Here is a 12507-nt window from a genome sequence, read left to right on the forward strand (position 1 = left end):
AAAGGCATTGTGCGGAGCCTAACGGCGTTGCCACAACTGAATAACTCGTCGCAATCCATGAGCTTTATGAATGAATCCTCGTAAGTTGACGCCTTCGATGTCATTGCTGCTGGCCTTTGAGGCGGCGGCCCGGCACCAGAGCTATACCCAGGCGGCCCAGGAGCTGTCCCTGACCCAAAGCGCGGTCAGCCGTCAGGTGCAGGCCCTGGAGCAATTGCTGGAACTGCGCCTGTTTCGCCGTGAAGGGCGGCAGGTGCTGTTGACCGATGTCGGCCGGTTGTACCAGCAGGAACTGTCCGCGGCCCTGGGACAGATCCGCGCCGCGACCTTGCAGGCCCTGAGCTTCGAGTCCGGGCGCGGGACCCTGCGCCTGGCCACGCTGCCGACCTTTGGCTCGAAATGGTTGCTGCCGCGTCTGCATCGTTTCTATGCGGCGAGCCCCGGGGTCTTGGTGGATATCCACTCGCGCATCCAGCCGGTGGATTTCAGCTTGGGTGATATCGACGCGGCGATTGTGGCCGGCAGTGGCGAATGGCCGGGGATGATTGCCCATCGTCTGCACCACGAAGAGCTGGCGGTGATCGCCAGTCCGTCACTGCTGGGCGGGCGCCAGGTCTGCACGGCCGAGCAACTGAGCGAGTACCGGCTGCTGGATGTGGCCAGTCGGCCCCAGGTCTGGGGTCAGTGGTTCGACCAGCATGCTCTGGAGCGGCGACGGATGCGCACCGGGCCGGGTTTTGAAGTGACCGCGCACCTGATCCAGGCGGTGATCGCCGGGATCGGCATCGGCCTGGTGCCGCGCGTACTGGTGGAGCAGGAACTGGCCAGCGGCGAGTTACTCAATCCCTGTGCGGCACTGCCCAGCGAGCGCAGCTATTACCTGGTGTATCCCGCGCGCCATCAGGGCCTGCCGGCGCTGAATGCGTTGCGCCAATGGCTATTGGCGGAGGTCGCCGGCACGCCTTGAACGGCGCCGGCTTCAGGCCGGTTGCAGGGCCGCCGCCAACAGTTCGCGGGTGTAGGGATGCTGGGGGTGGTCGAAGACCTGGCAGGTCTCGCCGTGTTCCACCACTTTGCCATCCTTGATGACGATCAGGTCATGGGCCAGGGCGCGGACCACGCTCAAGTCGTGGCTGATAAACAGATAGGTCAGGCCGTATTTGTCCTGGAGCTGGCGCAACAGGGCGACCACCTGCTTTTGCACGGTGCGGTCCAGGGCCGAGGTCGGTTCGTCGAGCAGGATCAGCGCCGGCTTGAGCACCAGGGCCCGGGCAATGGCAATGCGCTGGCGCTGGCCACCGGAGAACTCGTGGGGGTAGCGATGCCGGCTGGCCGGGTCCAGGCCGACCTCTTCCAGTACGCGGATGACCTGGGCCTCGCGCTCTGCCGCCGTGGACGGGCAATGCACCTCCAGGCCCTCGCCGATAATCTGCGCCACCGACATGCGCGGGCTCAGGCTGCCGAAGGGGTCCTGGAAAACCATCTGCATCTGCCGGCGCCAGGGCCGCATCCGCTTCGGGTCCAGGCCGTCCAGCGCGCTGCCCTGGAAGCGGATGCTACCGCGGGCATCGACCAGGCGCAGGATGGCCTGGCCCAGGGTGGACTTGCCCGAGCCGGACTCGCCGACAATCCCCAGGGTCTTGCCGCGCTGGACGCACAGGCTGATGCCATCCACGGCATCGAGGTAAGTCTTGCGCTGGAACAGGCCGCCGCCGAGGCGAAAGCGTACCCGCAGGTCGTCGACTTGCAAGACCGTCTCGCGTTCCTCGCGGGGCAGGGCCTGGCCGCTGGGTTCGGCGTCGAGCAGCAGGCGGCTATAGGGGTGTTCGGGGTGGGCGAAGAGGCGCGCGCATTCAGCTGTTTCGACAATCTCCCCGGCGCGCATCACACAGACCCGCTGGGCCATGCTGCGCACTAGGTTGAGGTCATGGCTGATCAGCAACAGGGCCATGCCCAGGCGCTCCTGCAATGACTTGAGCAGGCGCAGGATTTTGCGTTGCACGGTCACGTCCAGGGCAGTGGTCGGTTCGTCGGCAATCAGCAATTGCGGTTCGCAGGCCAGGGCCATGGCAATCATGACTCGCTGGCGCTGGCCACCGGAAAGCTGGTGCGGATAGGCCTTGAGGCGTTCGGTGGGCTTCTGGATCCCGACCAGCTCGAGTAACTCGACGATACGCCGTTGCGCCGCTTTACCGCCCAGGCCCTTGTGCAGCAGCAAGGTTTCGCCCAGCTGTTTTTCGATGCTGTGCAAGGGATTGAGCGAGGTCATCGGCTCCTGGAAGATCATCGCGATGCGATTACCCCGGATCCGACGCAGGGTGGCGACGTCGGCGCCCAGCAATTGTTGGCCGTTGTAGCGCACGCTGCCGCTGACCTGGCAGCCGCTGCTCGGCAGCAATTGCAGGATCGAATGGGCCGTCACCGATTTGCCCGAGCCCGACTCGCCGACCAGCGCCAGGCACTCGCCGGGGCGGATATCCAGGCTTAGATCATGGACCACCGCCTGTTCGCCAAAGGCGACACGCAGGTGGCGGATTTCAATCAGGTTCTCGCTCATTACACAGGGCCTGTTTCAGGAACGGGGGTCGAAGGCATCACGCAGCGCCTCACCGATAAACACCAGCAGCGACAGGATCAGCGCCAAGGTGAAGAAGGCGGTCAGGCCCAGCCAGGGCGCTTGCAGATTCTGCTTGCCCTGGCCGATCAGTTCCCCCAGGGACGGGCTGCCGGCGGGCATGCCGAAGCCGAGAAAATCCAGGGCCGTCAGGGTGGAGATCGCGCCGGTCAGGATAAACGGCAGATAGGTCAGGGTCGCGTTCATGGCATTGGGCAGGATATGGCGCAGGATCACCTTGCGATCGTTCAGGCCCAGGGCGCGAGCGGCCTTGACGTATTCCAGGTTGCGCCCGCGCAGGAACTCGGCGCGTACCACATCCACCAGGGCCAGCCAGGAAAACAGCGCCATGATGCCCAGCAACCACCAGAAATTGGGTTCGACAAACCCCGAGAGAATAATCAGCAGGTAGAGCACCGGCAGTCCGGACCAGACCTCCAGCAGGCGTTGGCCGAGCAGGTCGACCCAGCCGCCGTAGTAGCCCTGCAGGGCGCCGGCGGCAATGCCGATCAGCGCGCTGATGGCGGTCAGGGCCAGGGCGAACAGGATCGAGACCCGCGCGCCGAAAATCACCCGCGCCAGCACATCGCGCGACTGATCGTCGGTGCCCAGCCAGTTCACCGTGCTGGGAGGGCTGGGCGCCGGGCGATCGAGGTCGTAGTTGGGCGTGTCGGCGCTGAAGGGGATGGGGGGGAACAGCATCCAGCCGCCGTCGGCGGTAATCAGCTGGCGCACGTAGTCGCTGCGGTAGTCGGCCTGGAAGGGCAACTGGCCGCCGAATGCCTGCTCGGTGTAGCGTTTGAACACTGGAAAATACAGTGAGCCCTTGTAGCTCAGGACCAGGGGCTTGTCGTTGGCGATCAGCTCGCCGCCCAGGGTCAGGGCGAACAGCCCGATAAACAGCCACAGTGACCACCAGCCGCGGCGATTGCGTTTGAAACGGTCCAGGCGTCGCCGTGCGAGGGGCGAAAGCGTGAGCATCAGGCGTTCCTCGCGGCGAAGTCGATACGCGGGTCGACCAGGGTGTAGCACAGGTCGCCGATCAGTTTTATCAGCAGGCCGAACAGGGTGAAGATAAACAGCGAGCCGAACACCACCGGATAGTCCCGCGACACCGCGGCTTCGTAGCTCATGCGCCCGAGACCGTCGAGGGAGAAGATCACCTCGATCAGCAGCGAGCCGGCGAAGAACACGCTGATGAAAGCCTGGGGCAGCCCGGCGACGATCAGCAGCATGGCGTTGCGAAACACGTGGCCGTAGAGCACCCGCCGTTCGCTCAGGCCCTTGGCCCGGGCGGTGACTACGTACTGGCGGGTGATTTCATTGAGAAACGAGTTCTTGGTCAGGACGGTCAGGGTAGCGAAGCCGCCGATCACCAGGGAGGTCACCGGTAGCACCAGGTGCCAGAAGTAGTCGGCCACCTTGCCCAGGGTGGACAACTGGTCGAAGTTTTCCGAGACCAGTCCGCGCACCGGGAACCAGTTCAGTGACGTGCCGCCGGCAAAGACCACGATCAGCAGCATGGCGAACAGAAACGCGGGCATGGCGTAGCCGATGATGATCGCCGTACTGCTCCAGATATCGAAGCGGCTGCCGTGGCGCACGGCCTTGCGTATGCCCAGGGGGATCGAGACCAGGTAGGTGATCAGCGTGGCCCAGAGGCCAAGGGAAAGGGTCACCGGCATCTTGTCCAGGATCAGGCTGGTGACGCTGGCGCCACGAAAGAAGCTGTTGCCAAAATCCAGGTGGGCGTAGTTTTGGAGCATCAGCCAGAAACGTTCCGGTGCCGATTTGTCGAAACCGTATTGGCGCTCGATGTCCTCGATCAGTTTCGGGTCCAGCCCGCGACTGGCGCGTGAGCCGCCGTGCAGCATATCGCCCGAGGCTCCGATGCCACCGCCGCCGATGCCCTGCAGGCGGGCGATCGCTTGCTCCACCGGGCCGCCGGGCGCGGCCTGGACGATCACGAAGTTGACCAGCAGGATCATCATCAGCGTCGGAATGATCAGCAGCAGGCGCCGCACGATATAGGCCAGCATCAGCGCGGTCCTCCGGGTTTGCCACGGCTGATCAGTTCGGCGGCCATCTGCTCGTTGGTCAGGGGCGTGGGGCTGACCTGCCACCAGCTTTCAACGGCCGGGTCGCCACTGGCCGGCGTCTTGGGAATGCCGAAGCGGTTCCACCAGACCGTCGAGGTGCCGGGCGGGTAATAGTTGGGGATCCAGTAGTAATTCCATTGCAGCACCCGGTCGAGGGCGTGGGCATAGGTCAGCATCTGCGCCTGGCTACTGGCCTTGACCAGGCCGCTGATCAGGCTGTCCACCGCCGGGTCCTGTAGGACCATGAAATTGCTGGCCCCGGAGTCGTTGGCCGAGGCCGAGCCGAAGTAGCTGTAGAGCTCCAGGCCGGGCGAGGTGGTGACCGGATAGCCGGTGATGATCATGTCGTAGTCACGGGCCTTGAGCCGGTTGACGTACTGCGAGGCATCGATGCGGCGGATTTCCATGGCAATACCGATCTGCGCCAGGTTGCGTTTATAGGGCAGCAGCAGGCGTTCAATGCCGTTCTGGGCATTGAGGAAGGTAAAGCTCAGCGGCTCGCCGGCGGCGTTGACCAGGCGATCGCCCTCGGGTTTCCAGCCGGCAGCTTCCAGCAGGGCCAGGGCCTGCAGCTGCTTGTCGCGCAGGTTACCGCTGCCATCGGTTTTCGGCGCTTCGAAGACCTGGGTAAAGACCTCGTCGGGGATCTGTCCGCGCAGTGGTTCGAGGATCGCCCGTTCGGCAGCATCGGGCAGTTGTCGGGCCGCGAGCGCGCTGTTGGAGAAGACGCTTTGCTGGCGGATGTACATGTTGCGCATCATCTGCCGGTTGCTCCACTCGAAGTCCCAGAGCATGGCCAGGGCCTGGCGCACGCGACGGTCCTTGAAGATCGGCCGTTGCAGGTTGAACACATACCCCTGGGCCGGCTGGGGTGCCTCTTTGGCCAGGTGGGCTTTTTGCAGGCGGCCGTCCTCCAGGGCGGGGCCGTTGTAACCGATGGAGTAGGCGGTGGCCGAATACTCGCGGTTATAGTCATAGGCGCCGCCGCGCAGGACCTGGCGTGCGACGTCGGTGTCACCGAAGTATTCGATGCTGAACCGGTCGAAGTTGTACAGGCCGCGGCTGACCGGCAGGTCCTTGCCCCACCAGTCGGCATTGCGGACAAAGGTGATGCTGCGGCCGGCGTCGATCTTGCCGACCCTGTACGGGCCGCTGCCCAGCGGCGCTTCGTAGCCGCCGCCATTGGCGAAGTCGCGGGTTTTCCACCAGTGCTCGGGCAGGACCGGGAGCGTCGCCAGGTCCAGTGCCAGGGTGCGGTTGTCATGGTTCTTGAAGTCGAAACGCACCTGGCGCGGCGACTCGACCTCGACGCCGGCCACGTCGGCGAATTGCATGCGGTAGTTGAGGCTGCCCTGGGTCATGAACAGGTTGTAGGTGTAGCGCACATCTTCGGCGGTAATCGGCGTGCCATCGGCGAAGCGGGCCTTAGGGTTGATAAAGAAGCGCAGGGACAGGCCGTCATCGCTGCGCTGCATTTTTTCGGCGACCAGGCCATAGACGGTGTAGGGCTCGTCGAGGGAGCGCACGGCCAGCGGCGAGTAGATCCAGCCATCGAGCTGGGAGACACCGATGCCTTTGTCGATATAGGGCAGTACATGGTCGAACTGGCCGATTTCCATGGCCGAGCGGCGCAGGCTGCCGCCTTTTGGGGCATGGGGGTTGGCGTAGGCGAAGTGGCTGAAGCCGGCGGGGTACTTGGCAGGTTCGCCATAGACCGTCAGGGCATGTTGCGCACTGGCGGCGCTGGCGGGCAGGGGCCCGAGCAGGCTCAGGGTGATCAATAACAGGGAGGATAAAGCCAGTCGCATGCTCAGCCTTAGAAGCCGGTTCACCAATCGAAGCCTGTACGCTACACGGCTCGCCCAAGGGCGCCAAGCCCGTGACCGAAACGAAACAGCCCACCGGAGGTGGGCTGTTGGCGTGCGCACGGGACAATCAGTCCTGGCGGCTGGTTACTTCCAGCAGGTGGTAGCCGAACTGGGTTTTTACCGGGCCCTGTACCACGTTGACCGGGGCGCTGAAGACCACGGTGTCGAATTCCTTGACCATCTGGCCCGGGCCGAACGAACCCAGGTTGCCGCCATCACGGCTGGACGGGCAGGTCGAATTGGCTTTGGCGATTTCAGCGAAATCGGCGCCGCCTTCGATTTGCGCTTTCAGTTCGGCGCATTTGGCTTCGCTGTCGACGAGGATATGACGGGCAGTGGCTTTTGCCATGAGGGGATACTCCTTTCAAGAAAGTGCTGAGCCTACCGGATTCAGCGGGCGATTTCCCGGGAAAGTTCCGGGCGTGCCGACGGCGTGCGCAATTGCTCGGCCGCTGTGCGCAACAAGGTTTCGGTCGCTTCCCAACCCAGGCAGCCATCGGTGATCGACACGCCGTAGCGCAGGTTCGGCCTCAGGGCCTGGCAACCCTCGAACAGATTGCTCTCGAGCATCATGCCGACCAGCGCCCGGTTGCCTTGCAGGCGCTGCTGCAGGACATCGTTGAAGACCGCCGGCTGGCGCAGTGGGTTCTTGCCGCTGTTGGCGTGGCTGCAGTCGACCATGATCGGCGAGTGGATGTTCTGCTTGTCCAGGGCCGCCTGGACCCGCTCGATGCTGGCGCGATCATGGTTCGGGCCCTGGTGGCCGCCGCGCAGTACCAGGTGGGTGTGCGGGTTGCCGGGGGTCTGGATGATCGCCGGGTGGCCCTGGGCGTCGATGCCGAAATGCCGATGGGGGTGGACCGCCGAGCGCATGGCGTCACAGGCGACGGCCACACTGCCATCGGTGCCGTTCTTGAAGCCGACCGGCATCGCCAGACCGCTGGCCATTTCGCGGTGGATCTGCGATTCGGTGGTGCGTGCGCCAATGGCGACCCAGCCGAGCAGATCGTCGAAGTAGCCCGCCGCCATGGGCTGCAGCAGTTCGGTGGCAATCGGCAGGCCGAGGCGCAGCATCTCGCGCATCAGTTCACGCGACAGCGCCAGGCCCGCGGCCATATCGTCGGAGCCGTCCAGGCGCGGGTCGTAGGCCAGGCCTTTCCAACCAACGGTGGTGCGGGGTTTTTCGACATAGGCGCGCATGACCAGGAGCATCTGGTCGCTGACCTCGGCGGCCAGGCTGGCGAGGTTGGCGGCGTACTCCAGGGCGGCCTGCGGGTCGTGGATCGAGCAGGGGCCGACGATCAGCAGCAGGCGCGAATCCTGGCCGTCAAGAATAGCGCGAATGGCTTGGCGTTGATCCTGTACCCGTTGCACGAGGGCCTGATCGAGGGGGATGCGCTGCTTGAGTTCCAGGGCGCTGGGCAGGCGTTGGGTCAGCGGCTCATTGGCGGGCGAGCGGATGGACAGCGGCAGAGCGGAAATCGATGCGTTCATGGTGCGGTCTTCCTGGGCGGCAGCGGGAGGCTTTCCCGTGCGGCCCTACTGGGGTGTTCGACAATTGGCCGGATTGGCTGCGAGTACGGGCGTGCCACCAGTGGATGACCGATCGGAGGCGGCGAGCTGTCCCGAACGGCGGCTGGTAAATCGCCAGGCAGAGGCGCTGTCGTGACGGTAATAAGTGGCGTAGTTCATGGTGCAAATCCTCAAATTGAAAAAAGTCTGGAACCTGAAAAAACAAAACCCCCGGTCGGGAAGCCGACCGGGGGTGAGAAGTTCTCTGGTTGGCGTCCCCTAGGTAGTGGGCGCCGGATGGGTATCAGGCGCGCCAGTGGCTAAACCAATACCCAAAATAAAAGCCGGAAACCGTGTCATTCACCCGCGCAGCGACAACCGGGCGCGAGGCGCAGGCGGTGTGGCGAAGCTTGAGAGGGGTGAGGTGCGACATGGGGTGTCTCCGATTGACTGTCTGGGAGCTTACAAGAGACTTGTCCGTCAATTCAATGGGATATTTCTATCATCCCCAAAGACAAATTCTTGCTCGTGCTCGCCGATGGCGCTTTATGGCAGACTCGCGCGTCCCCTGTGCCGAGCCTCGCGCTATGTCGTCCCTGCCACCTGCCGCCTCATCACACACTCTCCAACCCAGCGATCGGGAAGACTCACTGCAACTGCGCCCGGCGACCACTGCGGATCAGACCTTTGCTCGTGACCTGGCACGGCGCGGCTTGCTGGGCTACTACGGTCAGTACAGCCTGCTCTGGCAGGACGAAGGGTTCGATGCGGGCTGGGCGGGGCGCGAGAACTGGTTGCTGTGTCGCGGGGCAGAGCGTCTGGGCTTTATCAGCCTGAGCCGGGACAGCCGGGCCCTGTTTATCCGTGAGATACATGTAGCGCCGGCATTTCAGCGGCAGGGTTTGGGTCGCCAGATGCTCACGCACGTCTTTGCGATGGCGTTGGCGCAAGGGCTGCAGAAAGTGCGCCTGACGGTGTTCAAAAGCAATCCGGCCCAAGCGCTCTACACGCGGCTGGGATTCGAGGTCGTGGGGCAGGATGCGTACTTCTACTGGATGGAGCGTGAGTACAATATGTACGAAGCTTCGCGCTAGGTCAGCTCATCGGTTTTTTGCTAAGGTGATCGGCTCTGCTTAAGAATATTTCGTGAGGTGTCTGCTTGATTAGGGTTCTAGTTGTCGACGACCATGATCTCGTGCGAACAGGCATTACCCGGATGTTGGCCGATATCGATGGCCTGCAAGTCGTCGGTGAAGCCGATTCCGGCGAGCAGGCACTGCTCAAGGCTCGCGAGCTCAAGCCCGATGTGGTGCTGATGGATGTGAAGATGCCGGGTATCGGCGGTCTTGAAGCCACGCGAAAGATGTTGCGCAGCCACCCGGATATCAAAGTGGTCGCGGTGACTGTCTGTGAAGATGATCCGTTTCCGACACGCTTGTTGCAGGCCGGCGCGGCGGGTTACCTGACCAAGGGCGCGGGGCTTGGCGAAATGGTGCAGGCCATTCGCCTGGCGTTTGCCGGTCAGCGCTACATCAGTCCGCAGATCGCCCAGCAACTGGCGCTCAAGTCTTTCCAACCGGCCAGTGATTCGCCTTTCGATGTGTTGTCGGAGCGCGAAATCCAGATTGCCTTGATGATCGTTGGCTGCCAGAAGGTGCAGATCATCTCCGACAAGCTGTGCTTGTCGCCGAAAACCGTGAACACCTATCGCTACCGCATTTTCGAAAAGCTTTCGGTCAGTAGCGATGTGGAGTTGACTCTGTTGGCCGTGCGCCATGGCATGGTCGATGCCAACCTCTGAAATGACCGACACCTTTGATGCCAGTGCCTTTTTGTCCACCTGCAGCGGTCGGCCCGGTGTGTATCGGATGTTCGATGCCGAGGCGCGGCTGCTGTATGTCGGCAAGGCGAAGAATCTCAAGAAGCGCCTGGCCAGCTACTTTCGCAAAACCGGTCTGGCACCCAAGACCGCCGCCCTGGTCGCGCGGATCGCCCAGGTGGAAACCACCATTACCGCCAATGAGACGGAAGCGCTGCTGCTTGAGCAGACCCTGATCAAGGAATGGCGGCCGCCCTACAACATCCTGCTACGCGATGATAAATCCTACCCCTACGTCTTTCTGTCTGACGGCGAATTCCCACGGCTAAGCATTCATCGCGGTGCCAAGAAGCAGAAGGGCAAGTATTTCGGGCCCTATCCCAGCGCGGGGGCGATTCGCGAGAGCTTGAGCCTGTTGCAGAAGACCTTCCTGGTACGCCAATGCGAAGACAGCTACTTCAAGAACCGCACGCGGCCGTGTCTGCAGTACCAGATCAAGCGCTGCAAGGCGCCCTGCGTTGGCCTGGTTGAACCCGAGGTCTATGCCGAGGACGTACGGCATTCGGTGATGTTTCTCGAAGGGCGCAGCAGTGCCCTGACCGATGAACTGTCTGCCAGCATGGAACAGGCGGCCAGTACGCTGGACTTCGAACGCGCCGCCGAGTTTCGCGATCAGATTTCCCTGCTGCGCCGGGTCCAGGACCAGCAAAGCATGGAGGGTGGCAATGGCGATGTGGACGTTATTGCCGCCTTCGTCAACCCGGGCGGTGCCTGCGTGCACCTGATCAGCGTGCGGGGCGGGCGGGTGCTGGGTAGCAAGAACTTCTTTCCGCAGGTGGGCATTGAAGAGGAGGTGGGCGAAGTCATGGTGGCCTTTCTGGGCCAATACTTCGTCAGCAGTCCCGAGCGCGACCTGCCCAATGAACTGATCGTCAATGTGGTCCATGAAGACTTTCCAACGTTGATCGAGGCGATCCAGAGCTTGCGTGGCCGTGAGTTGACCATCAGCCATCGGGTGCGCGGTACGCGGGCGCGCTGGCAGCAACTGGCGGTGACCAATGCCGAGCAGGCGCTGGGGGCTCGCCTGGCCAACCGGCAGCATGTGGCGGCGCGTTTCGAAGCGCTGGCCCAGGTGCTCGACCTCGATGAGTTGCCGCAGCGGCTGGAGTGCTACGACATCAGCCATTCCAGCGGCGAAGCGACGGTGGCCTCGTGCGTAGTATTTGGCCCGGAAGGGCCGCTCAAGTCGGACTACCGACGCTACAACATCGAGGGCGTCACCCCGGGCGATGATTATGCGGCCATGCACCAGGCGCTGACACGGCGTTTCAGCAAGCTCAAGGATGGCGAAGGCAAATTACCGGATATCCTGCTGGTGGACGGCGGCAAGGGGCAGTTGTCCATGGCTCGCGCGGTGCTCGACGAGCTGGCGGTCCCCGACCTGATTTTGCTCGGCGTGGCCAAGGGTGCGACACGCAAGGCCGGTTTCGAAACCCTGTACCTCAACGATGCTGCCCATGAATTCACCCTGCGCGGTGATTCGCCGGCGCTGCACCTGATCCAGCAGATCCGTGACGAAGCTCACCGCTTCGCCATTACCGGACACCGTGCCCGGCGTGGCAAGACCCGGCGTACCTCGACCCTGGAAGGGGTGGCGGGAGTGGGGCCGAAACGCCGGCGCGAGCTGCTGAAACATTTTGGTGGTTTGCAGGAGTTGTCCCGTGCCAGTATCGAAGAGATTGCCAAAGCACCGGGAATCAGTAAAAAGCTTGCAGAGTCGATTTATGCGAACCTGCACAGCGAGTAGAATGCCTTTTCACCTCGTAGCCAGTTGTGCCGATGAATATCCCTAATCTGATCACCGTTCTACGTGTACTGCTTATCCCGATCTTTATCCTGCTGTTCTACCTCCCGTATCAGTGGAGCTACATGGCAGCCAGTTCGGTCTTTGCCTTTGCAGCTGCCACCGACTGGCTGGACGGCTATCTGGCCCGCCGCCTGCAACAGAGCACGCCCTTTGGTGCGTTCCTCGACCCGGTGGCCGATAAACTGATGGTGGCCGTGGCCCTGGTCCTGTTGGTGCAGGAGCATGGCAACCTGTGGCTGACGCTGCCGGCGGCGGTGATTATCGGGCGTGAGATCGTGGTGTCGGCCTTGCGCGAGTGGATGGCCGAGCTGGGTGCCCGGGCCCATGTCGCGGTGTCCAACCTGGGCAAATGGAAGACCGCCGCGCAGATGTTGGCGCTGGTCATCCTGCTGGCCAACCCGCGGGACTTCAGCTTCTGGGTCCTGAGCGGCTATGCATTGCTGCTGGTATCGGCAGGGCTGACCCTGTGGTCCATGGTGCAATACCTGCGGGCGGCCTGGCCGCACCTGAAGACCACCGTGGAAAAGAAATAAGCTTTTTTGAATCAAGGGGTTGACGTGCATCCTGGATTCTATAGAATGCGCCACACCAAGACGCGGGAATAGCTCAGTTGGTAGAGCACGACCTTGCCAAGGTCGGGGTCGCGAGTTCGAGTCTCGTTTCCCGCTCCAGTTATAGATCTACAGAGTTCCACGGAAGTCTGTAAGTCTTTGAAAAAAGGGCCTTAT

At 62.8% G+C, this 12507-nt stretch carries 11 protein-coding genes and 1 tRNA gene; 6 read left to right on the plus strand and 6 right to left on the minus strand.

All coding sequences use genetic code 11. The features are described 5' to 3' along the window. Window positions 1-70 precede the first annotated feature (70 nt). Window positions 71-967 carry a LysR substrate-binding domain-containing protein gene (locus tag NPS46_RS24650; RefSeq protein ID WP_274111894.1) on the plus strand — a complete coding sequence of 299 codons (897 nt, stop codon included), beginning with the start codon at window positions 71-73 and terminating at the stop codon, window positions 965-967. Window positions 968-979: 12 nt separating this feature from the next. Here the strand turns inward: NPS46_RS24650 and NPS46_RS24655 are convergent, their stop codons facing one another. From NPS46_RS24655 to NPS46_RS24680, 6 genes are all read right to left on the minus strand, one after another. Next, window positions 980-2557: an ABC transporter ATP-binding protein gene (locus tag NPS46_RS24655; RefSeq protein ID WP_274111896.1), complete on the minus strand. Its 1578-nt coding sequence runs from the start codon at window positions 2555-2557 to the stop codon at window positions 980-982. Between the two features lie 15 nt (window positions 2558-2572). After that, a complete protein-coding gene (locus NPS46_RS24660) occupies window positions 2573-3595 on the minus strand; it encodes an ABC transporter permease (RefSeq protein WP_274111898.1) in 1023 nt (340 codons plus the stop codon). After that, a complete protein-coding gene (locus NPS46_RS24665) occupies window positions 3595-4653 on the minus strand; it encodes a microcin C ABC transporter permease YejB (RefSeq protein ID WP_274111900.1) in 1059 nt (352 codons plus the stop codon). The genes NPS46_RS24660 and NPS46_RS24665 overlap by 1 nt, the downstream gene beginning before the upstream one ends. Then, window positions 4653-6521, minus strand: coding sequence for an extracellular solute-binding protein (locus NPS46_RS24670; protein ID WP_274111902.1), 1869 nt, complete (start codon window positions 6519-6521; stop codon window positions 4653-4655). The genes NPS46_RS24665 and NPS46_RS24670 overlap by 1 nt, the downstream gene beginning before the upstream one ends. A 127-nt stretch (window positions 6522-6648) precedes the next feature. After that, window positions 6649-6930, minus strand: coding sequence for a peptidylprolyl isomerase (locus NPS46_RS24675; protein ID WP_274111904.1), 282 nt, complete (start codon window positions 6928-6930; stop codon window positions 6649-6651). 41 nt (window positions 6931-6971) lie between these two features. Further along, window positions 6972-8075, minus strand: a complete 1104-nt coding sequence (locus NPS46_RS24680) for a 3-deoxy-7-phosphoheptulonate synthase (RefSeq protein ID WP_274111906.1) — start codon at window positions 8073-8075, stop codon at window positions 6972-6974. Between the two features lie 605 nt (window positions 8076-8680). On the opposite strand from NPS46_RS24680, the gene NPS46_RS24685 reads away from it, so the two are divergent. The 5 genes from NPS46_RS24685 (at window position 8681) to NPS46_RS24705 (ending at window position 12450) form a co-directional block, all read left to right on the plus strand. Next, on the plus strand, window positions 8681-9187 hold the full coding sequence (locus NPS46_RS24685; protein WP_274111908.1) for a GNAT family N-acetyltransferase: 507 nt from the start codon (window positions 8681-8683) through the stop codon (window positions 9185-9187). A gap of 65 nt (window positions 9188-9252) precedes the next feature. Further along, window positions 9253-9894: a response regulator transcription factor GacA gene (gene gacA / locus NPS46_RS24690; protein ID WP_274111910.1), complete on the plus strand. Its 642-nt coding sequence runs from the start codon at window positions 9253-9255 to the stop codon at window positions 9892-9894. Between the two features lies 1 nt (window position 9895). Next, window positions 9896-11719, plus strand: a complete 1824-nt coding sequence (uvrC, locus tag NPS46_RS24695; protein ID WP_274111914.1) for an excinuclease ABC subunit UvrC — start codon at window positions 9896-9898, stop codon at window positions 11717-11719. 32 nt (window positions 11720-11751) lie between these two features. Next, window positions 11752-12312 carry a CDP-diacylglycerol--glycerol-3-phosphate 3-phosphatidyltransferase gene (gene pgsA, locus NPS46_RS24700; protein WP_274111912.1) on the plus strand — a complete coding sequence of 187 codons (561 nt, stop codon included), beginning with the start codon at window positions 11752-11754 and terminating at the stop codon, window positions 12310-12312. Between the two features lie 62 nt (window positions 12313-12374). Further along, window positions 12375-12450: transfer RNA gene (locus NPS46_RS24705), tRNA-Gly, on the plus strand. The last annotated feature ends 57 nt before the right edge of the window (window positions 12451-12507 follow it).

The organism is Pseudomonas putida, from assembly GCF_028682395.1.
In the GTDB taxonomy this organism is placed as follows: domain Bacteria; phylum Pseudomonadota; class Gammaproteobacteria; order Pseudomonadales; family Pseudomonadaceae; genus Aquipseudomonas; species Aquipseudomonas putida_AB.

Bases quoted from the DNA above. Each gene is read 5' to 3' on its own strand.
- NPS46_RS24660 (WP_274111898.1), bottom strand. From the start codon at position 3,595: ATGCTCACGCTTTCGCCCCTCGCACGGCGACGCCTGGACCGTTTCAAA.
- pgsA (WP_274111912.1), top strand. From the start codon at position 11,752: ATGAATATCCCTAATCTGATCACCGTTCTACGTGTACTGCTTATCCCG.
- NPS46_RS24655 (WP_274111896.1), bottom strand. From the start codon at position 2,557: ATGAGCGAGAACCTGATTGAAATCCGCCACCTGCGTGTCGCCTTTGGC.
- uvrC (WP_274111914.1), top strand. From the start codon at position 9,896: ATGACCGACACCTTTGATGCCAGTGCCTTTTTGTCCACCTGCAGCGGT.
- NPS46_RS24675 (WP_274111904.1), bottom strand. From the start codon at position 6,930: ATGGCAAAAGCCACTGCCCGTCATATCCTCGTCGACAGCGAAGCCAAA.
- NPS46_RS24685 (WP_274111908.1), top strand. From the start codon at position 8,681: ATGTCGTCCCTGCCACCTGCCGCCTCATCACACACTCTCCAACCCAGC.
- NPS46_RS24670 (WP_274111902.1), bottom strand. From the start codon at position 6,521: ATGCGACTGGCTTTATCCTCCCTGTTATTGATCACCCTGAGCCTGCTC.
- NPS46_RS24665 (WP_274111900.1), bottom strand. From the start codon at position 4,653: ATGCTGGCCTATATCGTGCGGCGCCTGCTGCTGATCATTCCGACGCTG.
- NPS46_RS24680 (WP_274111906.1), bottom strand. From the start codon at position 8,075: ATGAACGCATCGATTTCCGCTCTGCCGCTGTCCATCCGCTCGCCCGCC.
- NPS46_RS24650 (WP_274111894.1), top strand. From the start codon at position 71: ATGAATCCTCGTAAGTTGACGCCTTCGATGTCATTGCTGCTGGCCTTT.